This window comes from Roseovarius aestuarii, from assembly GCF_019966515.1.
In the GTDB taxonomy this organism is placed as follows: domain Bacteria; phylum Pseudomonadota; class Alphaproteobacteria; order Rhodobacterales; family Rhodobacteraceae; genus Roseovarius; species Roseovarius aestuarii.
The window spans coordinates 39129-65488 of the sequence record NZ_JAIMIB010000010.1 but is presented as its reverse complement, the minus strand read 5'-3'; the positions used below and the strand labels follow the sequence as shown (position 1 = coordinate 65488).

Sequence of the window (26360 nt, the reverse complement as noted above, 5' to 3'; positions counted from 1 at the left end):
CCAGTTTGGCGAAATGTGTTGGTAACTCTGTTACTATTTGGGGTCGGGATGCGCAATATTATTACGCGTGTATTTTGCCGCAGTGCAGCTAAAAATTACCATTGTGCAGCGAAATCCTGTCAAAAAGTCGCGGGGGCACCGATAGGCGCCCCCGATCAAACCGAATCGTGCAAAATCAGGGGCGTTCGACGCAGAGCGCAACACCCATGCCGCCGCCGATGCAGAGCGTGGCGAGGCCTTTTTTGGCGTCGCGGCGCTTCATCTCGAATAGCAGCGTGTTCAGGACGCGGCAGCCCGAGGCACCGATCGGATGGCCGATAGCAATAGCGCCGCCATTGACGTTTACGATCGCCGGATCCCAGCCCATGTCCTTGTTAACGGCGCAGGCCTGCGCGGCGAAGGCTTCGTTGGCTTCGACCAGATCAAGGTCTTCCACCTTCCAGCCAGCCTTGTCCAGCGCCTTGCGGCTCGCATAGATCGGACCCACACCCATCACCGCCGGATCAAGCCCCGCGGTGGCATATGACACGATGCGGGCCAGCGGTTCGATGCCGCGTTTTTCGGCCTCGTCCGCGCTCATCAACAGGGTCGCGGCGGCACCATCGTTCAGGCCGCTGGCGTTGGCGGCGGTGACGCTGCCATCCTTGGTGAAGGCCGGGCGCATCTTTTGCATGGCTTCGATATTGGCGCCGTGGCGGATGTATTCGTCGGCGTCCACCACAATGTCGCCCTTTCGGGTCTTGACCGTGAACGCGGTGATTTCGTCCTGGAACTTCCCGGCTTTCTGTGCCGCTTCTGCCTTGTTCTGGGAAGCGACGGCGAACTCGTCCTGCGTCTCGCGGCTGATTTGCCATTTCTCGGCGACATTCTCGGCGGTCTGACCCATGTGATAGCCGTTGAACGCATCCCAGAGGCCGTCGCGGATCATCGAGTCGATGTATTTCACGTCACCCATTTTTGTACCGGCCCGCAGGTGCGCGACATGGGGGCTGAGCGTCATGTTTTCCTGGCCACCGGCAGCGACGACGCTGGCATCGCCAAGTTGAATATGCTGCGCACCCAGGGCGACAGCGCGCAGGCCCGAGCCGCAAACCTGGTTGATGCCCCAGGCCGCGCTTTCTGTGGGAAGGCCGGCATTGATATGCGCCTGGCGGGCAGGGTTCTGGCCCTGACCGGCGGTCAGCACCTGGCCCAGAATGGTCTCGGAGACTTCAGATTTGTCTACGCCAGCACGTTCGACGACGGCTTCCAGAACGGCCGCGCCAAGATCATGGGCAGGCGTGTTGGCGAACGAGCCGCCAAAGGATCCAACCGCGGTCCGTGCCGCGGATGCAATTACTACATTGGTCAATGATTTTCCTCCACCAGGCGGTTGCTATGCGCACGGAGCAATATTTGACGCCGCATATTTGCGTACGTCAACATCCCCCGCACCTCAGGGTTGTCATACCTCAGGTTTAAAAGGGCAGCAACCGCAGGTTTGCGGCAGTCAGGCGGAAGCTTGCGCCAAGTCGCTGTCGACCCATGGGGGATTCACGGTGGGCGCACCAAAATAGTAGCCTTGCAGGCAATTGATACCCATCGCCGTGAGATAGGCGGCATCGTCCGGTTGCTCGACACTTTCGGCAACGGTCAGCATATCGAATTGCTCGGCAATGGATGCCAGAGCTGCGGTCAGTATCTGGTTGTCCGCGTCGTTGGCGATGCCGCGTATGAATTGCCCGTCTATCTTGAGGATATCAAAGAAGAAATCTTTCAGATATTTGAAGCTGGTATAGCCGGCGCCAAAATCATCCAACGCAAAGCTGATGCCCTGGCGCTGCAGGTCGTTCATGAATCCCACGACCAGTTCGGGCACGAGCATCGCCGAGCTTTCAGTAATTTCCAGAATGAGCCGTTCGGCAATCGTAGGATCGCCGGCGAGGCCTTTTTGCAGGATATTACCCCAGGGACGATATCCGATTGAACGCGCTGACATGTTGATGGCGAGGCGCAGGTCAGGAAATTCCGCCAGGGTCTGGATGCCTTTTTCAAGGGCAAGACAGTCGATCACGCGGCCGGTTTCGGTGGTCTCGATCGCGTCGATGAAATCACGGGCTGGGATGATACGCCCGGTTTCGTCGAGTATCCGGATCAGGCCCTCGTAAAAGGCGGGCTGGTTTTGCTGCGATGCAGGCACAACCGCCTGATACGCAAGCATGACCTGCTTGTGTTTGACGGCCTGCTTCACCATGTCGACGACTGATCGGTCGCGGGCGGTCACCGCATAAGAAAGCGGATTGTCATATCCCGCTTGAATGTTGGCCCAATTGGCGCTGTGTCCCATAGTGATCTCCGGAATCGCTTGGTTCACAGACTGGGACAATCACGCTAATGAGGAGTTAAGTCGCTGATTTGAAACAGTCTGGCGATATCGGGTCTTCAGAGGAGCGCAGATGACGGAAAGATGTGGCTGGGCCGGCAGCGAAAAAATATACGCGGACTATCACGACGACGAATGGGGTGTTCCTGAATATGACAGCCGTGCTCTGTGGGAAAAGCTAATCCTGGACGGGTTTCAGGCAGGTTTGAGCTGGATCACAATTCTGAAAAAGCGCGACAATTTTCGCGAGGCTTTTCAAGGGTTTGATCCTGATGTCATTGCCCGGTGGGGAGAGGGTGATGTGCTGCGCCTGCTACAAAATCCGGGGATCATTCGGCACCGGGGCAAGATCGAGGCGACGATCACAAATGCGATCGCTTGGCAGAAGATCGAGGCCGAGATCGGCTTTGACAAATACTTGTGGAATTATGTCGACGGCAGTCCGCTTCAGAACCGTTTTGCCACGCTGGACGAGGTGCCTGCGAAGACGAAAATCTCCGAAGATATTTCGAAGGATTTGAAGAAAAGAGGTTTCAAATTTTGCGGACCAACGATTGTTTATGCCTTCATGCAGGCCTGTGGTCTGGTGAATGATCACCTGCTTACCTGTCCCTGTCGCGAAAAGGTCGCCCGACTGGCGCGCTAGGCTACGGGTCCAAACGGACCGAAGGGTGATTTCTGGCAGAAGAGAATCCTCTTGCTGCCCTGCGGATTGTGCGCCTAATGGCTAAGGACAGGACGGGACAGGAACGGCATGGCAAGATCCGACAATCTGACCGGCGCGCTGCTGATGATGGCCTCGATGGCGGCCTTCACATTGAACGATACGATGATGAAGATGCTCGCGGGGGAAATCCCGCTCTTTCAGCTTCTGTTCCTGCGCGGCGTGATCACATCGGTTCTGGTCGGGCTGTTGGCCTGGCGCATGAAGGCGCTGACGTTGCGGCTGCCCGCGCGTGACCTGAAATTCATCGGTGTACGGACAGTGGCGGAGATCGGGGCAGCCTACTTCTTTCTGACCGCATTGTTCAACATGCCCCTGGCCAATGTAACCGCGATCCTGCAGGCGCTGCCGCTGACCATCACTCTTACTGCGGCGTTGGTGTTCAAAGAGCCGATCGGCTGGCGGCGATTGTCGGCGATCCTGGTCGGCTTTGTCGGCGTGCTCTTGATCGTTCGTCCGGGGGCCGAGGGCTTCAACAGCTATTCGCTTTACACAATGGCAGCCGTTGCCTTTGTCACATTGCGGGATCTGTCGACGCGGAAACTGTCGAAGGAAACGCCATCAATGCTGGTGACGCTGGTAACGTCATTGGCGATTATGATATTTTTTGGACTGGCAAGCCTGATGCGGGACTGGGTGCCAATGGATATGCGAGCAAGTACGCTGACATTGGGGGCTTCGCTGATGATCATTGGTGGGTATCTCTTTTCGGTTATGGTCATGCGAGTAGGCGAGATCAGCTTTATCGCGCCGTTCAGATATACCGGTTTGATCTGGGCGCTGGTCTTGGGCTGGCTGGCCTTCGGTGAATGGCCCGACCCGGTGACCCTGGCCGGCGCAGCGATCGTGGTGGGCAGCGGGATGTTCATGCTCTACCGTGAGGCACAGCTGGGCCTAGTGGAAAGGCGCGCGCAGATAAGGGAAAGCCGCCGATTGCGGTAAGGTCTTGGTTGCGGACAAAACGGGCTTGTGTAATCGCGGCTAGTGCTCACGCAGAAAACTGTCGCGCTTGCAGCGACGTCGTTTTGGCGACGCAGTGGAATTTCCGTTTCCGGTCCTTTGAGCAAGCGAAAACCGGAGAAGCCTAAATCGTCACTTCGGTGCTGCCAGTTTCGACCATTGAAACGCGGGACAACCGGACGCCGGTCCATGTGATGCAAGTGTCTGGTCAGATAACCTTCGCGGCCAGGGCGGCAAACTCGTTGGCGAGTGCATTGGCTTCTTCGGGATGGCTGTATGCAACGATGCGGATACCGTCCAGCTCCGGCAGTCCCTCGGGTTTGCCAAGAACGCGATAGTCTTTTTCCAGCGATGCGACAGGCATTGCGGAAACAGCCAGATCCGCCCGGATCGCTGCGCGGATGCCGGTCGGGCTCAGGCTATTCACCGCCATTCGCCATGGCCGCTCCAACGTGTCCAGTGCCTTTAGCGCTCGCCTGCGGTACTCACAGCCGACCGGCATGAATGCCAACGGCAGTGGTGTTTTGGGGTCAACATGGAAACGCGGCCCTGCTGCCCAAACCAGTTCGTCTTCGTATATCAACGTCTTTCCTTCAGATTTCGGTTGATCGGTTACGATCGCCAGATCAAGCTTGCCCTCTTCGACTGCCTGCAGCAGTTGCAGGCTGGTTCCGCAGATGACAGTCAGTTCCACGGTGGGGTGGCTGGTGGCAAAATACGACAGCATGCGCGGCAGGATGGACAGGGCGTAGGTCTCGGTCGTGCCAACGCTGAACGCAGTATGGGCACCCGCCTGTTTCAGATCACTCAGCGCCGCCGCATTAAGCCGCAGCATCTGGTGGGCATGGGCCAGCAGCTTCTCGCCCGCCGGGGTCAGGCTCATTGTCTTTCCACGCCCGCGTTCAAACAGGAGCTGCCCGGTTGTTTCCTCAAGGGCCTTTATCTGGGCACTGATCGCAGACTGAACGCGACCGACCCGAAGGCCAGCCTCGGAAAAGTTGAGCGTGTCAGCGGCGGCGGCGAAACTTCGCAATTGGTCAAGATCAAGCAGCATATAATCACTATATCAGATTTATTATATCAATTAAAATCGTTTAATTTAATTTATCGCCGCTTCTATCCTCAGCCGCATGAGGAGAGACGAGATGACAGCTTCCCCAAGCGTAAATACACACAATCTAAAAATGATAACTGCCATGACCCTGGCAGGGAGCATCGGTATCTTCGTGGTTGAAAGCGGCCAGTCGGCTTCGGTCGTGGTCTTCTACAGATGTCTGATCGGCGGGATGACCCTGTTGCTGTATGGCATCGCCCGTCACCGCGCGGATTTTGCCAAGATAACCGTGCGGTCCCTTATCTTGATGGCATTTAGCGGTGTGACCATGGCGGCCAATTGGGTGCTTTTCTTCATGGCCTATGCGCATGCCTCGATTTCGATGGTACCCACGGTTTACCATATGTATCCGTTTGCGCTGATCGTCGGCGCCGCGCTGATCTTTCACGAAAAGCTTAGCCCAAGGTCAATTTGCTGGGCCATGGTTGCATTCTTTGGGGTTGCCCTTGTGGCCATCGGCAGCGGATCAGCCATGAGCACGACGGGCCTTGGCCTGACGCTGGCGGCGATGGTTTGCTACACCGCGACCCTGCTGATCACAAAACAGCTTTCAGCGACACCGGCGGGCCTTTACTCGGCGGTTCAACTGCTGGTCGGCGCTGTCGTTATATTGCCGCTGGTGGGAGCGGACGCGTTGGCGGTTGACGCAGGCAGCGCTAACTATTTGCTGATTATCGGTATCCTTCACACGGCAATCACGTACGTTCTGCTTTATGGTGCGGTGCAGTCGCTCGGAAGTAGCCGAATTGCGATCCTGTCCTTCCTCTATCCCATGACGGCACTTGTCTTTGATCTCACGATCTACAACGTACGTCCTGATTTACTGCAGATTGCCGGCATTTGCGCCATCGTCCTTGCGGTTCTGGGAGAAAGGCTTCACCCTTTCCGGCACCTGATGCACCGTCGTTCAAATGCCGGTCGCCATGGCACACAAGGCTGATAAGATTTACCGCGAGTAGCTGGCAAGCAACGCAGATCACCAGCAGTCTGGAAATCGGACACCGAGCCTGCTTTCGCCATCCTCGTGTGCCTTCAGGACGGGCTGCTATAAATGGCCCGGACTGTTTCGCCAATATACCGGGCTCAAAGCGGGCAACATCGCCTCTGGGTAGCTAGCATGGCCATGAACGCTCTGCCGCTACTGGCCAGAAGACAGAGACCGATCCAGTAATAGAGTCCTACTGGACCAACATGATCCATCGCGAGCGCTGCCCCGATTGGCCCCAAAAAACGTACCAAAGCTATAACCAAGCAGGCCTGCCGTTGTCGCAGCAATCAGATTGTGCCCTCCGTCAACGAGGCGCCCGTGGCCCAACGCGTAAAGCGGCTGACCGAGCCCGTTCACCAAAACAGCGGTGATCGTTACAGTCAGGAAGGAATTGACGAACTGAAACGAAACAGCCGATGCGCAGGCCAGGGCAAGCAGAGAGGCCAGCGTCGCGATCTGTACGCGACCATACCAATCCGCCAAGGCCCCGGTTGGCAATTGGGTAACTGCCGGAGCGATCAGGACGAGGGATACGAACAAAGCAATCTGGGCTGCCGAGAACCCGATCCCTTCGGCGTAGATAGTGCCCAGGCCGTAGAACGAACTGCTCAGCAAACCATCATACCAATGCAACCCAGACCGATCATACACTAAAAATCAATTTGGACCCGCCAAATAGGGCTGCTCAAGATGAGGGCGACCCTCTCTGCCGTCGCTTTGTGTTTCCCGGATTATATTCTCATCTCCACACTCCGATGGTTACGATGAGCCTGATCCTCCGCTACGCAATCAATCTATTCTGTTCCGTGGGTGCTGATGACAGACAGTGAATTCTCCGGCCCATGTTGAATTCCGCTTTGGGCTCGAAGCCGTCAACGACGGATTTAGCTGGGAATCGTCCAAACAACTGCCCTGCAGTCAGCGTCATGCAGAAAGGCCCCTCAGGTTTTACGCGCCACCAGATAGCGGCTGAGGGCAAATCCGGTCTGATCTGCGCTTTCTATGATCTCAAACCCGGCGAGCTCGATCTTGGCATCCAATTGAGCGGCGGAGAGAAAATTCACGAATGGCGCTTTGCCGAACAGCTGCATCAGCGGCAAAGCAAGGCGGCGCACAAGGTTGAACTTCAGACCTCCGGCTCGTGGCTCACAAACGGTTTTTGAGATGAACAACCCACCAGGGGCGACGAGTGTTGCGATATGCTCCAGGGCCGCATCGAGGTCTTTAAGCAGATGCAGCAGGTTGTGGGCCATGACGACATCGTAGGGGCCATCGGCCGGGTTGTGTGCGGGCACGTCGACGATTTTGAAGGTGACATTGTCAAGACCTCCCTCTGCCAGTTTCTCTCGAGCGACCTCGATCATACCGGGGGCCAGATCGGTGGCGGTCATATGGGCGACATGCGGCGCCAACAGGAGCGCGGTTGAGCCAGTGCCGCACCCGATCTCTAGGGCGTTATCTGTGGGTCTCAGATGCGCCTTGGTGCGCTCCAAAGTGTCCAGATAGCCCTCCATATTATCGATAGGGCGCTCGGCGTATTTGCGGGAGACTTTGCTCCAGAAATTGGTTTCAAAGGCCGTGGCGGTCATGATGGTCGTCTTTCTGCTATGCGTTGACGTCTTTGTACCGTTCTGCATTTTTATTTGGAATTGCCTCAATATGTTCGTGTGTTATGCAATAATGCATGAATTGGCAGGCGATCAGCTTTGACTGGAACCAGGTGCGGGCGTTTTTGGCGACCGTGGAAGAGGGGTCTTTCTCGGCGGCGGCACGGGCTTTGGGGCAGACACAGCCGACCGTGGGCCGACAGGTTGCGGCGCTGGAAGAGGCTTTGGGCGTAATACTGTTTGAACGGGTCGGCAAGTCGCTGACCTTAAGCGGGACTGGGGCCGAATTGCTGGATCATGTGCGCGACATGGCGAATGTGGCGAGCCGGATCTCGCTTGTGGCATCCGGGCAGTCTCAGAACATTGAAGGGCTGGTGCGGATCACCGCGGCGGATGTGATGTCGGCCTATTTGCTGCCGCCAGTTCTGGAGAAAATCCGTGCCGTGGCACCGCGGCTTAAAATTGACGTGGTGGCCTCAAACGAGATCCGCGACATTCAGCGCCGGGAGGCGGATATTGCGATCCGTCATGTGCGCCCCACCCAGCCGGACCTGATCGCCAAACTGGTGACGGAGGCGACGGCGCATTTCTATGGTGCGTCGGCTTATCTGGACCGTGTTGGGCGTCCGACGGATCTGGCGGGTTTGGCAGCGCTTGATTTCGTCAGCTTGGGTTCGGTAGACCAGATGATCGGTTATCTTGAGCCAGCGGGCGTTCCGGTCCGTCCGGAGAATTTCCGGATCGGCTCGGCGAATGGGATCGTGGCCTGGGAGATGGTGCGACAGGGGTTCGGGATCGTGCCGATGATGGATGAAGTCGGAGCAATGACCCCTGGTGTGGAGCAGATGCTACCGGACATGGAGCCGTTCAAGTTCCCGGTTTGGCTGGCCACCCATTCAGAGCTGCACACAGCGCGGCGGATCCGCTTGGTGTTTGATCTATTGGCGGAGCATTTTGGGCGCTCAGCCCAGAAATGAGGTGCGGCACATCGCCAACTTGTCAGGACCGGGCGTAATGCCGAGGCCGGGTTTCATTGACACATGGGCATAGCCGTCTTTGACCGCGAAGGGTTCCAAACCGAATATTTGAGGCGTTGCAGCGTCCATCGCCCAATCAGCTTGTATGCTTCGAGCCATTGTTGCCATTTTTCGCGTTTACATTCGCTACGGCATAACTTCCGCATTAGTGCCATTCGCACCCGGCGCAACAATCTGATGTCCCAAACTATGGTTCCATACGCTACAATTCTCGCAACAGAATGTTTGAGAGGTAAAACCGAATATGAAGTTGGAATTCCACCACATAAATTTTGTCGCCGATGACGTAGATCGAATGCATGACTTCTATACAAACGTGCTGGGTCTGGATAATGTCCCGCAACATAAGTTCCCACGTCCTGACGCCAATGAAAAAACAGGCTTTGATGGCAAAATCCGATTTGCGACAGAAGGTAACATGCAGATGCATCTTGCCGAACGTGCATTTGATGTCGCATTCAAAAACGGCGAAGTCATTAACCCCGTCGAACGTGGTCACATTGCGTTTCGTACAGATGATCTTGATACGTTTCTAAAGTTGCTTGACGAAAAGAAAATTCCATATTCGGACTATGGTACGGCGTTTGCAAAGGAGTGGCATCAGGTGTTTTTTCATGATCCGGAGGGAAATGTGATTGAGGTTCACCAGCAAGTCATTTCTTCGGATTAGGCATGAACGGTCAACACGCCAAGGCTCGCTCTGGTTGTTTTCGGCCCATTGCCGATATTGGAGGATGACCGAATACTAGCCAGCCGGTTTCTGAAACCTGCTGTTGGCGCACCGCGCAGCAATTTAGTCTGGCAAACAACGATCTGCTGACGAAGCTGACTAAGACGCCATTCCACAGTTGCCCAACAGAGCCGGACTTAGGGCATGCCAAAATTGCGAATGATGTCCGCACACAGAAAATATAGCTGCCAAATAAGCGTAACGGTTTTGTGACGGGAGTGCGCGATACCAGAAAAAGACTTGCTCAATTGCCCGCACGCTCGATCTAGTAATGGTCACGCTCGATCTAGTAATGGTAAGGTGACGACGCAGCTTTGCTAAATGGCAACCACAGGGCATGTGGCGTCGCGTCAGCAATATGGAGGAATAATCATGATCCGTTCGATATGCTCAATAGTCATTACCGCAAGCGCACTTATCGTCGGCGCAGCGACAGCGCAGGGAACCAATGTTAACCACCCAATGGGTTTTTTCGTCACTTCGGTTGGCTTGAGCGATGGAGGAAATCTTGGCGGCCTTGAAGGGGCGGATGCCCATTGTCAAAGTCTTGCTGCGGCTGCAGGAGCTGGGGACCGGGTTTGGCGTGCCTATCTTTCAACGCAAGAAGAAGGGCAACGCGGTATCTCGGCAAGAAGCCGTATCGGCCAGGGCCCCTGGTATAACGCTAACGGCGAGTTGATCGCTTCAGATCTGGACCAATTGCATATCTTTCCGAACATTTATTACCGCACTGCGGTTGACGAAAACGGAAACACGATCAAAGGCCGTGGCGACAACCCGAATGAGCATGACATTTTGACGGGAACGCAAGCCGACGGCACCGCCTACTTCCCGTGGCAGGAAGGTGATAAGACTTGCTCCAACTGGACGTCTAACAGCGAAGGCTCTGCGACCGTAGGACACCACGACCGCCACGGCGGTGGAAACACATCTTGGAATGCGGCCCACGACAGCCGCGGATGTTCCGCGGAAGATCTTCGAGGCACAGGTGGGAACGGGTACTTCTACTGTTTTGCTGCGGATTGAAGCAATTGACCGCGGCGAGTAGCTGATCCTCTTATTATACCGGGCACCCAGGAGACCGATGGTTGTAGATGTTCGCGCGCTTGAATTGAACGCTAAGGCCAATTGCAGTGCGTTCAATTTGCTATGTCAGTTTTGAAGCTCAAAGCGATCATCTAGTGAATTTGATAGGGGTTGATTTTGCTCCTTGGCGTTGCGCCAATATTACACCGAGACCCAACAATGCAGCTCCCAATGCTCGGTTCCATTCCCAACTTCCACCAATGAAAAACATTATGAGCATTACATAGAAAGGCGCGGCATTGAGGTGGAACGATGCGACTCCAACGCCTAAGCGCGTTACACCAAAAATCCAAAATGCTTGGCTTACTGCCATAGCCGCCCAGGAATAAGTTAAGAGCATTGACCAGCCTTTAAGTCCGAGCGCAGAGGCCTCAATACCGGGCAAACCAAACGCCAAAAACACTAATAAGGTCGCCAAACAAAACAGCATTGCCCCAATGAGAGTCAAAGTCCCTTGTCCGAATGTAGACATTTCCGGCAGGCCTTTGACGGTTTTTCGAGAACCCCAAGCAAACGTCACGGAAGATAATATGCCAAACAGCACACCACCGCTGAATGTCCCTTGGCGCAGGTCAACCCCAGTCGCCAGAAACCCGCCAAGCAACACCAGAATAGTTCCCAGTAGAAAGTGTTTTGTTATCCGCCTTCTATCGAACAAGATCTCAAGGGCGACAGCGCTAACTGGCATAGTGGCAGCAATTAACACAGCAGTTATCGGATCAGTGAAATCCTGAAGCACCAGCAGCAATACAGTACCAGTACCAAAGCCCAATGCTCCTATCCCTAGCGCACGCAACCATGGCGCATTGAGAACCCTCTGCCATCCATCTACCCACAACCAAAGTGGAGCCAGCAGAGCGCATGCAAGCACTATCCGTGCGGCAATCAGCGATATAGGGCCCCAAGTCTCCAAGAGCACTTCGGCGGCGGGAAATCCTGTTGCAAAAAGCGCTACTGCCATCATGCAAATGGCATTTCCGCGCATTGCTGCGCCTGGGACTGCTCCCTGGTTCTGTGATGTTGATTGTGCCAAATATAATTCGCGCAGCTAGTAGGATGGCCCAACGTACTGCAACGAAGTTGCTTGTGTCGTGCTCGAATTCGACTGACGTGTCGCTTTTGGATTAATTTGCTCTGCGGGCGCCCCTAGATTGGGGCGGTCACTTCTCCGATATGAGCCCGAGGCAACCTTACACTAACGGGCAGCCACGGCCCTCTCCTGACATACTATCACTTCCAGAATCCAGTTATCAATTTCCCGAAGGCCGCCAACGGCGCAGATCGATTTTTGATCTTCGATTCCGAAATGCCTTGTGAACCTCGGTGTGGGAAAACTGCGAATGCTTCAGGTATGGAAACTCACTGCCCTCTCGGACCGGGTCAATTGCGAGATCGAGCGCGCGCAGGGCGAAGCGGCTTCTGTGTCCACATTCAATGCAAAATAGGTTCTTCTGCAATGGGCTCAAAGCAGCACTAGATTCAAAACGAATTCGATTACCTTGGCCTCAGACGTTTCGCAGGGTTTCAGGCGCGCGCCAGTGGCAAGGCGGTAGAGGTTCAGGCTGATATAGTCGTTGCCACTCAGCTCCTCAGCGATCAGCTTCTGGCTTTGCCCATTCGAGAAATCCTGCTGGGTGATGACATAGCGCCTGCCCTGTGATGTCCCGACAAAACTGCCCAGCGGCAGGGCATCGAAAGCCGTCAGAAATGTATCAGTCACTTCTGGCCGATTTTGGGTTCGGTCCCTGCACGCAGACGCCGGATGTTGGATGCATGGCGGAAAAAGACCAGCAACGTAAGGATGATGCCCAAGAGGAATGATGTGCCACCGCCAAGGGCGAGCATCCAGATTGTCGAGGATGCTGCGGCCGTGATTGCCGCCATGGACGAGATGCGCGACAGCAGAGCAGTGACCAGCCATGTCAGGCAACAGGCGATGCCAACAGGCCAGACAAGGGCCAGAAGGATACCCAGAAACGTGGCCACTCCCTTGCCGCCTCTGAACCCCAGCCAAACCGGGAAACAATGACCGATGAAGGCCATCAACCCGGCCACTTGCGCTGCATCCTCGCCAGAGATAAACCGCGCCAACAACACCGCTACAGCACCTTTGCCGCCATCAAGCAACACCGTGAGAGCAGCGGCTTTCTTGCTGCCGGTGCGCAACACATTAGTTGCACCGATATTGCCCGAGCCGACTTCACGGAGATTGCCCAGACCCATCGCCTTGGCGATGACCATGCCAAACGCAACCGAGCCCAACCCGTATCCGAAAACGGCCCAGAAGATCAGCATGAAGGTGGAGGTCTCGATCGGGGGCATCAGGGGGCCTCGAATACTAGTGTGCCGGCGACATAGGTCGCCTTGACCTTACCTTGCATGCGCGCGCCGTCAAACGGGGTGTTCTTGGATTTTGAATTCAGCTTCCAACGGTCCAGAATGAAAGGCGTGTCAGGGCTAAAGAGCACCAGATCGGCCGGAGCGCCGGCGGATAGACGGCCCGATGACAAGCCTAGCCGTTTGGCGGGGTTTAGCGCCATCGCCCGGAAGAGCGTTGGCAGGTCCAGATCACCCGCATGATAAAGCCTGAGCGCGGCGGGCAGCAGGGTTTCCAGTGCCACCGCGCCGCTGGCTGCTTCCTCGAAGGGCAGGCGTTTGCTTTCCTCATCCTGCGGGGTATGCATCGAGCTGATCGTGTCAATCAGCCCATCGCGAACGGCGGCAATCACTGCCTGCCTGTCATCCTCGGACCTCAGCGGGGGTTTGACCTTGAAGAAGGTCCGGTAGTCGGCCACGTCCAGCTCATTCAGGGTCAGGTGATGGATTGAGGTGCCTGCCGTGATGTCGAGCCCGTTCCTCTTGGCGCGTTCCAGCGCGGGCAGGGCACGCCCGGTCGTAATCTGGTCTACGTGGTAGCGGGCGCCGGTCATTTCCAAAAGCGCAATGTCGCGATCCAGCCCCATGCGTTCCGCCATGGGCGAAACAGCAGGCAGACCGCGCAGCGAGGCGAACTTGCCACTGGTTGCCGCGGCCCCATCGCTCAGTCCTGGTTCCTGCGGGTGCGCAATAACTAACGCACCCAGAGATCGGGCATAGGTCAATGCCCGGCTAAAGACCTTGGTGTCGGTAACCACATGATCGCAATCGGTGAAGGCCACGGCGCCGGCATCCAGCAGAAAGCCGATTTCGGTCATTTCCCGGCCCATGCGCCCCTTGGTCAACGCGGCCATGGGCAGGACATTCACCGGCGCGGCCTTGTTCGCGCGTCGGGCGACGAATTCCAAGGTCTCGGGGCTGTCCGTGGCAGGCTGCGTATCGGGGCGGGTGATCATGGTGGTAATGCCACCTGCCGCCGCCGCCAGTCCTGCGGATTTATAGCTCTCCTTGTGTCGCTCACCAGGTTCGCACACCTTTACGCCGATGTCGACGATCCCCGGGGCCAGGCATTGGCCGCTGCAATCCACCGTTCTGACGCCGAGATCGGGATTGCCACCATAGATGATGTCTTTGATGATCCCCCCCTCGATCAGCAGCGCACCGGATTGGTCTGTCATTTTTTCCGGGTCGATCAGGCGGGCATTGGTAAAGAGTGTCTGCATGAAGATCCTTATCCTGCGATCCAGATCATGACCGCGACCAGAAGAGCGAGGACCAGTAATGCGATCATCGCCACCCGCCCCGATATTGCGGCGTTGGAAGGTTTTGGTTTCGTATCCGTGTTCACATTGCCCTGCGCCGCCTCAGAGGGCAGTTTTTCAAAACTCACGGGCGGTTGTTCTTCGAAGAAAGTACCGGTCAGGCGCAGGGGGGCGGTGGGAGTGAGCGTCTGTTTTCGCCCATCGAAGGCACGCGATGGCACGATCAGCACGACGCCTTTCAACGCGCTCAGTTGTACGGCCATATCCGACAGCTGTTCTGTTGGTATGCCGTGACCCTCGTGCAGATAGGCAGACAGGCCTAGCCCCTGCAGGTCGGCCAGATCAAAAAGCTCAACCTGATCCATGTTCAGGTTTTCAGCGCCGAGAGCTGCGGCGACATCAAAGCCGTCTATCTGATCCTTGTGAAGCTCGGTTGCAAATACGCGCACCGTGCCCGTTTCAGTCGCACTGATGGCGATCTTCGTACTCATGCCATGACGTCCGGTGGTTGGACACGCAGATTACGTGCCAGCAGATCCATGGCGGCCATGCGCACAGCCACGCCCATTTCGACCTGTTCCTGAATGACGCTGCGATTGATGTCATCGGCAATCTCGCCGTCGATCTCGACACCGCGGTTCATCGGGCCCGGGTGCATGACAATGGCGTCATCTTTGGCGTGGCTCAGCTTTTCGGCATCAAGCCCGTAGCGGTGGTAGTATTCCCGCTCGGACGGGATAAAGCCGCCATCCATGCGCTCGCGTTGCAGCCGGAGCATCATCACCACATCGACGTCGGTAAGCCCTTCGCGCATGTCGTCAAAGACCTCGACGCCGAACTCATCAATCTGGCTTGGCATCAGCGTAGGTGGCCCGACAAGGCGCACCCGGTTTTCCATTTTGCCGAGCAGCAGGATGTTCGACCGTGCCACGCGGCTATGGGCGATATCGCCACAGATCGCGATGGAAAGGCGATGCAGGCGGCCCTTGGCGCGGCGAATGGTGAGTGCGTCAAGCAGTGCCTGCGTGGGGTGCTCATGGCGCCCGTCACCGGCGTTCAGCACTGCGCAATTGACTTTCTGCGCCAGCAGATCGACCGCGCCTGAATGGGGGTGCCGTACGACCAGAAGATCAGGATGCATGGCGTTCAATGTCAGGGCAGTGTCGATGAGCGTTTCGCCCTTCTTTATCGAACTGGCCTGCATCGCCATCGACATGACATCGGCACCCAGCCTTTTACCTGCCAATTCAAAGCTGGATTGCGTCCGGGTGGAGTTTTCAAAGAACATGTTGATCTGGGTCAGGCCCGCCAGCGCGTCGGAATGCTTGATGTCACGGCGGTTCAGGTCGACATATTGATCGGCCAGATCGAGAATGGCGGTAATATCGGAAGGGCTCAGGGGTTCGATCCCCAGAAGGTGGGATTGTGAAAAACTCATCCGCCGCTCCGATCCTGAAATCCGCTCGCTTATAGAAAGGGTTGGCTAAGGTGTCCAGTCAAGCTGCGACTGGCGCAAACTAATCTCCCCGAAGGGTCGCAAGGGACGGGCTGCGGCCAGCCCGGATGTCTAAGGAAACGTGTTCTGTAATAGGAATAGTTGAAAACCTTCATGCCATCCCCGGTATCGACATGCAATGACGAGTGGCGCAGCCATTCATGTTTGTCAAACGTCAGGAATGTAAGATCGATGTGGGAGCCGACTTTTCGCTTGTGGGTATGCAGAGCGATGCAATGTGGCGCACCGGTTGCGGCGCCTCGGGGAGCCAGTAATACCGCGGAGGGGTAACAAAATTCACTTGCCAGCGTCAGGACAGTCACCGCACCTGCCACGCTCAATGAAAAACGGTTTAAAGGCCAGCCATCCACTTTTGCGAAAGACCGCAAAAGGCAGTAGCCGCAAAGATCAATGCGCCATGGATAAGAAAGGGCCTGTCGCTGCCTGCTGAGTTAAACAGAAAAGAGCAAGGTCACTAAAAACGCCGTTGCAATAGTTAGAACATGATCAGGTGGAGCTAAATCCATATCGGCTCTGCACGATGCGACCCTGGGCACTGTGCCGAGAACCCATAAGGCCCGGCGAGAGAGAAACAAGCGATGGTTAAGAAGGCATTCAGGCCGATGATTCCGATGGCGATTGCGTATTCCCAACCCTCGTCTGACCAATGTAATGGCGGCGAAAAACGCCAGATTAGGATGCCGGTCAACATCTAAAGTAATGCAATGCGCCAAGCGAAACACCAACTGGTAAATATGAGCGGCGCGCAAAAGATCAACGAGGGTAGTAGCATTTTGAAGGTGATCATCTGTGGCACATCAATGTTGTCGATCGCGGGAGATACATTTGCCAAATGCTGGTTTAGCCCCGGAACGCCCCGCATTTTTTGTGCAGAAAGCGGTCGTGCCCCGGAACGATCAAGGCATTGAATTCAATGGTTCAGCACCGGGGTGAACTCGGTTAGGTTTGGGCATGGAATCGGCGTCTGACTATCATCTCATGAAGGCCCTGCTGGACTGGCAGGTCGAGCTTGGGGCGACCGAGGCGATCGGGGACGTGCCGGTAAATCGCTACGAGGTGCCGGAAAAAGCCGAGAAACCTGTGGTGGCCCAGCCCGTTGCGGCGGCGACACCGGAGGTCAAGGTGGACGCGGTGGCCGAGGCGCGGGAGATGGCCGCCAACGCACAGGATCTGGATGGGCTGCGCGCGGCGATGGGGGTATTTGATCATTGCGAACTGAAGCGCGGCGCGCGCAATCTGGTGTTCGCGGATGGTAACCCAAGCGCCCGCGTGATGATCATCGGCGAGGCACCCGGGCGCGATGAAGACCGCGAGGGGAGGCCTTTCGTGGGCCGGGCCGGGCAACTTCTGGACAGGATGCTGGCGGCGATCGACATGGATCGCAAAGCGGCAGAGGCCGACCGCGCCGTTTATATCACCAATGTGCTGCCGTGGCGGCCACCGCAGAATCGCGATCCGAAACCGGAGGAGATTGCCATGCTGCTGCCCTTTGTCGTGCGGCATGTGGCACTGGTGAAACCTCAGGTGGTCGTGTTGATGGGCAATATTTCCTGTCAGGCGGGCCTTGGAAAGCGCGGCATCACCCGGTTGCGTGGCAACTGGACCGAAGCCTACGGTACACCCTGCCTGCCGATGTTCCACCCCGCCTACCTGCTGCGCAGCCCCCATGCCAAGCGTGAGGCCTGGGCGGATCTGCTGGAGCTGCAAGCGCGGCTGCGGGGCGTCTAATGAAGTGGCAATTTGCCATAACCGCGTCGGTTCCCATTCACTTTGCGCAGGCCGAACCTCTTTACGTTAACGACTATGAAACAATGTTCGCTGAGCGAGCCGACGAAGTTGTCGACTCTAAACCCGGTGAGCGTCTGCTGGAACTGGATAACGGTGTGTCGGTGACGTCGAAAATGGTGAGCGGGGTACAGGAATACACTGCGTTCGACTCGTCCGGTCACATCCCTGTGGGATGTCTCGTGCAGGGATTGCAGGTTGAACTGGCCGTGGTGGAAGCCTGCCCGGAGAAAATTCCGGATTATCATGCCAAACTGCTAATGTCGCTGGCCGACAAGCTGTTGATTTTCTATGCGGAAAACTCTGTCCCGCCCCAAGATCTCCAGAAGATAAAGACAAGACTTAATGTTGGGCTGAAAGCCACAGCACACGCAATTTCGAGAAAGCGTTATTGTGCTGGCATAGAAGTGAGTGAGGAAATAATGGACGAGGCGTATCTTAAGCTGGACGAGGCGGTCGAACAATCGATTGCGCTGCCGAGATTGCCGGTACGGTCTCCATGTGGTCCAAGCGTGGGAAGGGACCAATGAAAGTTCTCGCCTTTTCCGACCTGCATCATTCGCGCCGCCGGGCGGAGGCGCTGGTTGAGGCCAGCACCGAGGCCGATCTGGTGATCGGGGCCGGGGATTTCTGCAATATGCGGGAAGGCCTGCCCGAGGCGATGAACCTGCTGAGTGGGATCGCCGCGCCGATGGTTGTGGTTCCAGGCAACGCCGAAAGCGCCGAAGAATTACGGGACGCGGCCCACAAAGGTACCACAGTGTTGCATGGCAACGGACTCGAGATCGGCGGGCTGCAACTGTTCGGCCTCGGCTATGGCGTGCCGCCAACGCCCTTTGGCGCTTGGTCCTGTGATCTGACCGAGGCCCATGCGGCCGAGAAGCTGTTGCGCTGCGAGGCAGCGGATATTCTGATCCTGCATTCCCCGCCCGAGGGTGTGGCCGACCTGACTTCGAGTGGGGTTTCGGTGGGTTCGACGGCCATCCACGAGGCAATCGAGCGGATCCAGCCCAAGCTAGCGCTGTGCGGGCATATCCATGACAGCTGGGGTCAGGCCGACCAGATCGGTCGAACGCTGGTGGTCAACCTTGGGCCGACGCCGAACTGGTTCACCCTCTGATGGTGGATATCTGGACATTGATGGCGTTTATCCCGGTTGGGTTGGCGCTGAACCTCAGCCCTGGGGCGGATATGATGTTTTGTCTTGGGCTCGGGCTGCGCTCGGGTCCGAAGGCGGCGGTGGCGGCGAGCGCCGGGATCTCGACCGGTGGTATGGTGCATGTCACGCTTGCGGGGCTGGGGCTTGGTGCGGCGGTGGCTGCGATGCCCTGGCTTTTTGATGTGATCCGTTGGATCGGCGTTGCCTATCTTCTCGTTCTGGCATGGGGCGCTCTGCATGCCGCACCGGTCGCAAGCGCCGATGTGCGGCCAATGGGCGTGGGCCGGGCGTTCATAGACGGGATGATTGTGAACCTTCTGAACCCCAAGGTGATCCTGTTCGTGTTGGCCTTTCTGCCACAGTTCATAGATCCGGAGCAGGGCAGTATCCTGGGCCAGTTCCTGATCTTCGGGTTGGTGCTGGCAATCGGCGGCATTGTCGTGAATGGTGGTGTCGGAGTGTTCGCGGGCACCTTGCGCAAACGATTGACCGGGCGCAGATTTGCCCGCGGCTTGGGAATGCTCAGCGCCGGAGTGTTTACCGTGCTGGCGGTACGGCTGGCAGTGTTGGAAAGGGTATAAGTCATGTCGAATATCGACGAAAGCAAGGACTTCATTCCGGTCCGCATCGCGGTGCTGACTGTCAGTGACAGTCGCGAGCTGGCCGACGATCGCTCGGGTCAGGTGCTGGTTGATCGGATCGGAGATGCCAGGCACGTGCTGGCGGATCGCAGGATCATCCGCGATGAGCGGGAAGAGATCGCGGCACAGCTGCGCAACTGGATTGCCGATGCCGGGGTCGATGTGGTGATTTCCACTGGCGGTACAGGCCTTACCGGACGCGATGTCACCGTCGAGGCGCATCGCGATGTTTATGAAAAGGAAATCGACGCATTCGGTACGGTGTTCACCCACGTTAGTATGCAGAAGATCGGAACATCAGCGGTGCAGTCGCGGGCAACGGGCGGCGTAGCGGGCGGCACCTATTTGTTTGCGCTACCAGGCAGTCCTGGCGCATGCAAAGACGCGTGGGACGAAATCCTCAAATTTCAGCTCGATTACCGTCATCGTCCCTGCAATTTTGTGGAAATCATGCCACGACTCGACGAACATCAGCGCCGGAAATGACGATTCCGTGCGTAAAACGCTAAAGACTTGGCATTTCGCATGCTAGGTTTACATTAGATTGGTGCCTTTCGGGGCCCGTGCAAGGGTTTGATGTTCATGCGGTTTTTGCGTCACAGCCTGACCGGATTGTTCCTGCTGTCGCTGACGCTGGGGCTGTTGAGCTATGCGGGCTATGCCATTTTTACAGCGGTTCAGGAAAGACTTGCCAGCGAACCCGACGTGCCAGAACGGCGCGAAAGGGTGTTTGCCGTCAATCTCGTCACCGCTGTCGAAGAGACGATTACGCCGGTTCTGACCGCTTTTGGCGAGATCGAAAGCCGACGCACGCTCGAGATCCGGTCCAAATGGGGCGGCACGTTGGTAGAGCTGACTGACGATTTCGTCGAAGGCGGACAGGTTGAGGCCGGGCAATTACTGGCACGGGTCGATCCGGCGGATGCGCAATCAGGGCTTGATCGTGCCGCAAGTGATCTGCTGGATGCCCGGGATGAAGCTCGTGAGGCGGAACGCGGGCTGGTACTGGCACAGGACGAATTGACCGCCGCCGAGGATCAGGCGGCGTTGCGGGAGCGGGCCTATCAGCGCCAGTTAGACCTAGAGGAGCGCGGGGTCGGCACCGCTGCTGCGGTGGAAAATGCCGAACTGGCCGCTGCACAGGCGCGTCAGGCGGTGTTGGGCAGCCGTCAGGCACTGGCGCAGGCCGAGGCTCGTGTTGATCAGGCAGCGACCCGTTTGGCACGGGCGGAAATCGCCCAGGCCGAGGCGCAGCGGCGGCTGAATGACACGAGAATCAGCGCAGGGTTCGCGGGCACGCTGAGCGACGTTACGGTGGTACAGGGTGGTCTGGTGGCCGCGAATGAGCAGCTTGCAAAGCTGGTGGATGGCAACAAGCTTGAAGTCGCATTTCGCGTGTCGACACCGCAATATCTGCGCTTGCTGAATGAAGAAGGGATGCTGACCCGCGCACACGTAACGGTGAGGTTCGACGTTTTTGGTGTCGACCTTGAAGCCAAAGGTGTCATCAGCCGCGATAGTGCGGTCGTGGGAGAGGGACAGACCGGCCGGCTGATCTTTGCCCGCTTGACCGGCGCGACGGGAATGAAGCCTGGTGATTTCGTGACGGTGAGCATTGAAGAGCCGCCTCTGGATAATGTCATCCGGCTTCCGGCATCTGCTCTTGGTCCCGATGGGAAGGTCCTTGCACTCATTGGCGAAGATCGCCTTGAGGCGCTTGAGGTCAGGCTAATGCGGCGACAGGGTGATGATATCCTGGTACGCGGCGCGGCGCTCGACGGGCGCGAGATCGTCAGCCAGCGCTCCCCTTTGCTGGGCGCCGGGATCAAGGTGCGCCCGCTGCGCAGTGAGGCGCATAATGCGCTGAATACGAACGATATGCTGGAGTTGAGCGAGGATCGCCGGGCGCGGCTGGTTGCCTTTATCGAGGGTAATACCGACATGTCCGAGCCGGTCAAGACGCGGCTTCTGGGGCAACTTGCCGAACCACGGGTTCCGGCGCGGATGGTCAAGCGGCTGGAAAACCGCATGGGGGGCTGACGGGTGGCCCGCGACGTTCCACAGGCAGCTGGCGGTATTTTATCCTATTTCACCCGGCACAGGACCGCGGCAAATCTTCTGCTGGTAGTTCTGATTGTGCTGGGCATCGCTGCGCTGCCACGAATGCGGGCGCAGTTCTTCCCGGACGTGATTGTCGATGATATCCGCGTTCAGATCGTCTGGGAGGGGGCCGGGGCCGAGGATGTGGATGCCGCCATCGTGCAGGTGCTGGAGCCGGTCATGCTCTCGGTCGAAGGCGTGACCAACAGCCGTGGGATTAGCCGGGAACGCCGTGCTACGCTGGTGCTAGAGTTCGAGCCGGGCTGGGACATGTCGCGTGCTGTCGACGACGTACAGAACGCCATCGACCAGGTGACCACGCTTCCCGCCGACATAGAGGAGCCGGAAGTGCGGCGGGATGGCTGGGCGGAACGGGTGACCGATGTGGTGATCACAGGGCCGGTCGGTCCCGAGCAGCTTGGCCTTTTTGCTGACGAGCTGGTGGTTCGGCTTTTTGATGCGGGCGTGACGCGAACGACGGTGCGGGGCGTATCGGCGCCGGAAACAATCATCGAGGTGCCTTCGGCCAACCTGATTGCCCATGAAGTGACCTTCGCCGAGATTGCCGAGGCTGTTGCGGGCGAGGTTGATACCGACCCGGCGGGCGACGTGGAAGGTGCCAACACACGGGTTCGAACGGGCGTGGAGAAGCGCGACCCCGACCAGTTAGCTGCGATTGTGCTGCGCTCCAATGCCGATGGGTCGAAGCTGACGGTCGGAGATGTCGCAACGATCCGGGTCGAGGGGATCGCCAGCAAACGCAGCTATTTCGTGGGGGATGCGCCGGCGATGTCGATCCGGGTGGATCGCTCGGCGAAGGGCGACGCAATCGAGATACAGAGCCGGGTCGAAGGCGTGGTTCGCGAGATGACGGAATCGCTGCCCGAGGGTGTGGAAGCCAAGCTGATCCGTACTCGTTCGGAACGGATTTCCAGTCGGTTGAACATGTTGATGGAGAACGGGCTGACCGGCCTTGCGCTGGTCGTAGGGCTGCTCTTTCTGTTCCTCAATGCGCGCACGGCCTTTTGGGTGGCGGCAGGCATTCCAGTGGCGATGCTGGCGGCAATATCGCTGATGTATATCGGTGGGCTGACCATCAACATGATTTCGCTTTTCGCGTTGATAATCACGCTGGGGATCGTCGTGGATGACGCGATTGTGGTGGGAGAGCACGCGGATGCGCGGGTACGAAAATACGGCGAAAGTCCGGTTGAGGCGGCCGAACGTGCGGCGCATCGCATGGCCTTGCCGGTTTTTGCGGCGACATTGACCACGCTAATTGCATTTTTCGGCCTGACGGCCATAGGGGGGCGGTTTGGTGATCTGATCCTCGACATCCCTTTCACGGTGATTGCCGTGCTGCTGGCCAGCTTGATCGAGTGCTTTCTTATCCTGCCTAATCACATGGCTCATGCCCTGCGTAAATCGGGTGATCGCAATTGGTATGACTGGCCAAGCCGGACGGTGAACACCGGCTTCGTCTGGGTGCGCGAGCGTCTTTTCCGCCCGTTCATGGCTGGCGTCGTTTGGGCGCGCTATCCGGTCTTTGCGCTGGTTCTTGTCGTGCTGGCCAGCCAGCTTGTGCTTTTCATCGGCGGTGATGTGAAATGGCGGTTCTTCAATGCACCCGAACGCGGCAGCGTGACCGGCAATTTTGCCATGGCCCCCGGTGCGTCCCGTGCCGACACGCTTGATATGATGCGCGAAATGCAGCGTGCGACGCAGGAACTGGCCGAGGAGTATACCGAGACCTATGGCACGAACCCGCTGGATTTCGTGATGGCGCAGGTGGGCGGGAACGCGGGATACAGCCTGCCTGGGGCTGATACCAAGGAACCGGACCATCTGGGCGGCATTGCGATTGAGCTGATTGATTCTGATCTGCGTCCCTATTCCAGCTTTGCCTTTGCCGCTGATCTGCAGGAGCGGATACAGCAGCATCCGCTGGCGGAAACTGTCAGTTTCAAGGGGTGGCGATCCGGCCCCGGCGGTGACGCGCTGGATGTCCAGTTCTTCGGAACGACTGCCGATGGGTTGAAAGCCGCGTCAGAGGCGTTGAAAGAGGCTTTGCTGCGCTTTCCCGAAGTGACAGGGGTCGAGGATAACCTGGCCTATGACAAGGAAGAGCTGATCCTTGAGCTGACAGCGCAGGGCAACGCGCTCGGCTTTACCATTGACGGGCTGGGGCGTGTTTTGCGCAACCGGTTGAACGGGATCGAAGCGGCGACCTATCCGCTGGGGCCGCGCAGCGCCGAGATCCGCGTGGAATTGCCCGAAGGTGAGCTGACGGCCGATTTCATGGAACGGATGCAGCTACGCACGCCGGATGGCGCTTATGTGCCGCTGATTGACATTGTAAGCGTCGAGCGGCGCAACGGTTTTTCAAAGGTGATACGCGAAAACGGTGTGCGGCTGATCAATGTGACCGGCGATATCTCGGAAGATGATCCTGCCCGCGCCGAAGCGGTGATGCAGGCGCTTGAGGGCGAAATTCTGCCAAGAATCGCCAGCGAGCTGCAGGTTGAATGGCGGCTTTCCGGGTTGAGCGAACAGGAAGACGACTTCCTGAAAGATGCGAGGCTTGGGCTGACGCTGACACTGACCGGTATCTATCTTGTTCTCGCATGGGTGTTTTCAAGCTGGACCCGGCCCCTTGTCGTGATGGCTATTATCCCATTTGGTCTTGTCGGTACGATCTATGGTCACAATCAATGGGACGTGCCGCTGAGCATGTTCTCGGTGGTGGGACTTCTGGGGATGACCGGCATCATCATCAACGATTCCATTGTGCTGGTCACGACGGTGGATGAATACGCCAAGGATCGCGGGCTGATCCCGTCGATCATAGATGGTGCGGCAGACCGGCTGCGGCCGGTGCTGCTGACGACGCTAACCACGGTTTTGGGGCTGACGCCGCTGCTCTTTGAGCGCTCGCAACAGGCACAGTTCATCAAACCCACAGTGATCACGCTGGTCTACGGGCTGGCCTTCGGCATGGTGATGGTGCTGCTGGTGGTGCCCGCCCTTCTGGCAATGCAGCGCGACCTTGGCCGCAAGTTTTCCGCGTTGCGCCGGGGATTGCGGTTTCGCGCCCCGCGGGTTCAGATCGGCCTGATCATAGGGTTGGCGACGCTGTTGATCTGGCTCGGTGCGACACTGGGCCGAACCATGCTCATAGGTTCGGTGCCGCCCGTGCTGACACAGCTCTGGCCGGGACTTTCGGCACTTTCTCCGATGCTCGGGGCATTGACCATCTACATCGCTGGATCAGTGGTGCTGGTGATCGTGATCTATGTTGCGCTGGCGCTGCTGCAACGACGACAGAAACCTCAGCCCGCCGGGCAGCCCTGAATTTCCACCGCGTGTTTCTTGCCAAGTACGGTGATGCGCAATCCCGAGCGGTTGATCGCAAAGGTGCGGCCTTCGACATGATAAAGCTCGGTTTCAGCGATCAACCTGCCGCCCTGTCGGCTCGTTTTGGCCTGTGCCACCCATACCTGCGGGTTGGCGGTTTCAATGACGGCCAACTCGCCAGCGCCAGTGGCGGGCAGGTCGACCTCAGCGCGCAGATGCAGGCCATCAGCCAGCGGTGAGATATGGCAGGCGACACGCGCCACGCCCGCTTCGGCGGCTGAATAGGGCCGGTCGGCCAGCGCTGCCACTATGCGGGGATCGGGTTTGGTCTGACCCGCAGGCAGATCCTGGGACAGTTTCAGAGTCATCGGCACGCAAACGTCCTTGCAGACACCAATGATGATCTCGCCATCAAGACTGATTGGCTTGCTCTTCTGGGTGGGCGTCAAGGTCAGCGGCAGGGTCAGGCTGTTTTCGTAACCAATCGTGTGCACACCGCTTTGCAGGATGCGCTTGGGTGCGGGCCAGCTGACGGCGACATTCGAAAGATTGCGTGAACCGGACCAGGTGAATTGAGGAGGAATGCCCGCATCACCCGGAGAGCGCCAATAGGTTTTCCAGCCGTCATTGAGTTTCAGATGAAGTGCAGCCACGTGTTTGCCATCCGCTCTCTGCCATCCGGTCAGGATGCTGGCGTCGAGAATGTCGCTGTTTTGCTGGGCGGCGACCGGAAGCGCTGCCAAGGCAGCAACCGAGAGGAAAAGGTTGAAAACGATTCTGATCATGACCCTCAAATGGGCCATAGGCGCTGAAATGCCAATTCACTTTCGAGCGAGAAAATTGTGTGTGACACTCATCACACGCTTGCGTTACGCTGCGGTCATGCCCATTTTCGGGGAAGCCAATCGCACGGGTGAACCCGTCAGGAGCCATTGATTGACCCAGGAAATTAATTTGAACGGCAAACTGCTGATCGCGATGCCGGGCATGCTGGACCCAAGATTCGCACATTCGGTGATATTCATGTGCGCCCATTCCGATGATGGGGCGATGGGGCTGGTGATCAACAAACCGACCAGCGATCTGCGGTTGCATGATCTGCTGGAACAGCTTTCGATCAAGTCCGGTACGGACGCGCGCGACGTGCCCGTGCATTTCGGTGGGCCGGTGGAACATGGCCGGGGCTTCGTGTTGCATGAATACGGGTATCACTCGGCTATTTCGACATTGGACGTGAACGATGATTTCGCGATGACGGCGACGATGGATATCCTTGAGGACTTGGCCGATGGCCGTGGCCCGGGCCGTGTCGTGATGGCGCTTGGCTATGCTGGCTGGGGGCCGGGGCAGCTTGAAGCCGAGATCGCGCAAAACGGCTGGTTGACCTGTGATGCGGATGCCGAGCTGGTCTTTGACACGGTAGATACCGACAAATGGGAAGCAGCGCTGGCCAAGCTGGGCATCAACCCGCTGGCCCTGTCGTCGGATGCCGGGCGCGCGTGACGTAACGCGCTCTTTGACAATGCCGCCACCGCATTGGCAGTAATGCCGGTATCGGA

27 protein-coding genes are annotated in these 26360 nt (G+C 57.6%); 14 read left to right on the top strand and 13 right to left on the bottom strand.

Annotated features, from left to right (window positions below; genetic code table 11):
* Positions 1-175: 175 nt before the first annotated feature.
* Together LC334_RS13130 and LC334_RS13125 are read right to left on the bottom strand one after the other, a co-directional pair.
* Positions 176-1351, bottom strand: coding sequence for an acetyl-CoA C-acetyltransferase (locus LC334_RS13130; RefSeq protein ID WP_085800868.1), 1176 nt, complete (start codon positions 1349-1351; stop codon positions 176-178).
* Positions 1352-1489: 138 nt separating this feature from the next.
* Entirely contained in the window at positions 1490-2326 is an 837-nt protein-coding gene (locus LC334_RS13125) for an EAL domain-containing protein (protein ID WP_085800869.1), read from the bottom strand.
* A 109-nt stretch (positions 2327-2435) separates the two neighbouring features.
* Between LC334_RS13125 and LC334_RS13120 the strand changes: the two genes are divergently transcribed.
* Positions 2436-3008, top strand: coding sequence for a DNA-3-methyladenine glycosylase I (locus LC334_RS13120; RefSeq protein ID WP_085800870.1), 573 nt, complete (start codon positions 2436-2438; stop codon positions 3006-3008).
* 108 nt (positions 3009-3116) lie between these two features.
* Positions 3117-4028 carry a DMT family transporter gene (locus tag LC334_RS13115; protein WP_085800871.1) on the top strand — a complete coding sequence of 304 codons (912 nt, stop codon included), beginning with the start codon at positions 3117-3119 and terminating at the stop codon, positions 4026-4028.
* Positions 4029-4254: 226 nt separating this feature from the next.
* Here the strand turns inward: LC334_RS13115 and LC334_RS13110 are convergent, their stop codons facing one another.
* Positions 4255-5100, bottom strand: a complete 846-nt coding sequence (locus LC334_RS13110) for a LysR substrate-binding domain-containing protein (protein WP_085800872.1) — start codon at positions 5098-5100, stop codon at positions 4255-4257.
* Positions 5101-5176: 76 nt separating this feature from the next.
* Here LC334_RS13110 and LC334_RS13105 point away from each other — a divergent pair, with 76 nt between their 5' ends.
* Positions 5177-6100: a DMT family transporter gene (locus LC334_RS13105; RefSeq protein ID WP_085800873.1), complete on the top strand. Its 924-nt coding sequence runs from the start codon at positions 5177-5179 to the stop codon at positions 6098-6100.
* Positions 6101-6298: 198 nt separating this feature from the next.
* Here LC334_RS13105 and LC334_RS13100 read toward each other — a convergent pair whose 3' ends face one another.
* Together LC334_RS13100 and LC334_RS13095 are read right to left on the bottom strand one after the other, a co-directional pair.
* Positions 6299-6799, bottom strand: a complete 501-nt coding sequence (locus tag LC334_RS13100) for an MFS transporter (protein WP_223412983.1) — start codon at positions 6797-6799, stop codon at positions 6299-6301.
* 290 nt (positions 6800-7089) lie between these two features.
* The gene (locus LC334_RS13095; RefSeq protein ID WP_085800943.1) at positions 7090-7737 is read right to left on the bottom strand and encodes a class I SAM-dependent methyltransferase; all 648 of its coding nucleotides are present in this window, start codon (positions 7735-7737) and stop codon (positions 7090-7092) included.
* A 95-nt stretch (positions 7738-7832) separates the two neighbouring features.
* Here LC334_RS13095 and LC334_RS13090 point away from each other — a divergent pair, with 95 nt between their 5' ends.
* The gene (locus tag LC334_RS13090; RefSeq protein WP_085800875.1) at positions 7833-8732 is read left to right on the top strand and encodes a LysR family transcriptional regulator; all 900 of its coding nucleotides are present in this window, start codon (positions 7833-7835) and stop codon (positions 8730-8732) included.
* Here the strand turns inward: LC334_RS13090 and LC334_RS13085 are convergent.
* Positions 8718-8891, bottom strand: a complete 174-nt coding sequence (locus tag LC334_RS13085) for a hypothetical protein (RefSeq protein WP_176237707.1) — start codon at positions 8889-8891, stop codon at positions 8718-8720. The two genes, LC334_RS13090 and LC334_RS13085, sit on opposite strands and share 15 nt — an antisense overlap.
* A gap of 145 nt (positions 8892-9036) precedes the next feature.
* Between LC334_RS13085 and LC334_RS13080 the strand changes: the two genes are divergently transcribed.
* Positions 9037-9462: a VOC family protein gene (locus LC334_RS13080; RefSeq protein ID WP_085800877.1), complete on the top strand. Its 426-nt coding sequence runs from the start codon at positions 9037-9039 to the stop codon at positions 9460-9462.
* 432 nt (positions 9463-9894) lie between these two features.
* Complete coding sequence (locus LC334_RS13075; protein ID WP_085800944.1) at positions 9895-10548, top strand: hypothetical protein; 654 nt, start codon at positions 9895-9897, stop codon at positions 10546-10548.
* Between the two features lie 148 nt (positions 10549-10696).
* On the opposite strand, the gene LC334_RS13070 is transcribed toward LC334_RS13075, so the two are convergent.
* The 6 genes from LC334_RS13070 to LC334_RS13045 form a co-directional block, all read right to left on the bottom strand.
* On the bottom strand, positions 10697-11593 hold the full coding sequence (locus LC334_RS13070; RefSeq protein ID WP_085800878.1) for a DMT family transporter: 897 nt from the start codon (positions 11591-11593) through the stop codon (positions 10697-10699).
* Between the two features lie 477 nt (positions 11594-12070).
* Positions 12071-12328, bottom strand: a complete 258-nt coding sequence (locus LC334_RS13065; protein WP_085800879.1) for a hypothetical protein — start codon at positions 12326-12328, stop codon at positions 12071-12073.
* Positions 12325-12930, bottom strand: coding sequence for a glycerol-3-phosphate 1-O-acyltransferase PlsY (gene plsY, locus LC334_RS13060; RefSeq protein WP_085800880.1), 606 nt, complete (start codon positions 12928-12930; stop codon positions 12325-12327). Before plsY ends, LC334_RS13065 begins: the two co-directional genes overlap by 4 nt.
* Entirely contained in the window at positions 12930-14207 is a 1278-nt protein-coding gene (pyrC, locus tag LC334_RS13055) for a dihydroorotase (RefSeq protein WP_085800881.1), read from the bottom strand. Before pyrC ends, plsY begins: the two co-directional genes overlap by 1 nt.
* A gap of 8 nt (positions 14208-14215) precedes the next feature.
* The gene (locus LC334_RS13050; protein WP_085800882.1) at positions 14216-14737 is read right to left on the bottom strand and encodes a hypothetical protein; all 522 of its coding nucleotides are present in this window, start codon (positions 14735-14737) and stop codon (positions 14216-14218) included.
* Positions 14734-15684 (bottom strand): aspartate carbamoyltransferase catalytic subunit, encoded by a 951-nt coding sequence (locus LC334_RS13045; RefSeq protein WP_085800883.1) that lies wholly within the window; start codon positions 15682-15684, stop codon positions 14734-14736. Before LC334_RS13045 ends, LC334_RS13050 begins: the two co-directional genes overlap by 4 nt.
* A 1029-nt stretch (positions 15685-16713) precedes the next feature.
* On the opposite strand from LC334_RS13045, the gene LC334_RS13040 reads away from it, so the two are divergent.
* The 7 genes from LC334_RS13040 (at position 16714) to LC334_RS13010 (ending at position 24798) form a co-directional block, all read left to right on the top strand.
* Positions 16714-17490 carry a uracil-DNA glycosylase gene (locus tag LC334_RS13040; RefSeq protein ID WP_085800884.1) on the top strand — a complete coding sequence of 259 codons (777 nt, stop codon included), beginning with the start codon at positions 16714-16716 and terminating at the stop codon, positions 17488-17490.
* Positions 17490-18077 (top strand): hypothetical protein, encoded by a 588-nt coding sequence (locus LC334_RS13035; protein ID WP_085800885.1) that lies wholly within the window; start codon positions 17490-17492, stop codon positions 18075-18077. The genes LC334_RS13040 and LC334_RS13035 overlap by 1 nt, the downstream gene beginning before the upstream one ends.
* On the top strand, positions 18074-18667 hold the full coding sequence (locus tag LC334_RS13030) for a metallophosphoesterase family protein (RefSeq protein WP_085800886.1): 594 nt from the start codon (positions 18074-18076) through the stop codon (positions 18665-18667). Before LC334_RS13035 ends, LC334_RS13030 begins: the two co-directional genes overlap by 4 nt.
* On the top strand, positions 18667-19287 hold the full coding sequence (locus tag LC334_RS13025; RefSeq protein WP_085800887.1) for a LysE family translocator: 621 nt from the start codon (positions 18667-18669) through the stop codon (positions 19285-19287). The genes LC334_RS13030 and LC334_RS13025 overlap by 1 nt, the downstream gene beginning before the upstream one ends.
* A gap of 3 nt (positions 19288-19290) precedes the next feature.
* Positions 19291-19833, top strand: coding sequence for a molybdenum cofactor biosynthesis protein B (moaB, locus tag LC334_RS13020; protein WP_085800888.1), 543 nt, complete (start codon positions 19291-19293; stop codon positions 19831-19833).
* Between the two features lie 96 nt (positions 19834-19929).
* Positions 19930-21387 (top strand): efflux RND transporter periplasmic adaptor subunit, encoded by a 1458-nt coding sequence (locus LC334_RS13015; protein ID WP_085800945.1) that lies wholly within the window; start codon positions 19930-19932, stop codon positions 21385-21387.
* A 3-nt stretch (positions 21388-21390) separates the two neighbouring features.
* Positions 21391-24798: an efflux RND transporter permease subunit gene (locus LC334_RS13010; protein WP_085800889.1), complete on the top strand. Its 3408-nt coding sequence runs from the start codon at positions 21391-21393 to the stop codon at positions 24796-24798.
* On the opposite strand, the gene LC334_RS13005 is transcribed toward LC334_RS13010, so the two are convergent.
* Positions 24777-25586, bottom strand: a complete 810-nt coding sequence (locus LC334_RS13005) for a protein-disulfide reductase DsbD domain-containing protein (protein WP_263286462.1) — start codon at positions 25584-25586, stop codon at positions 24777-24779. The two genes, LC334_RS13010 and LC334_RS13005, sit on opposite strands and share 22 nt — an antisense overlap.
* A 151-nt stretch (positions 25587-25737) precedes the next feature.
* On the opposite strand from LC334_RS13005, the gene LC334_RS13000 reads away from it, so the two are divergent.
* Positions 25738-26304, top strand: coding sequence for a YqgE/AlgH family protein (locus LC334_RS13000; protein ID WP_085800890.1), 567 nt, complete (start codon positions 25738-25740; stop codon positions 26302-26304).
* Positions 26305-26360: the final 56 nt, after the last annotated feature.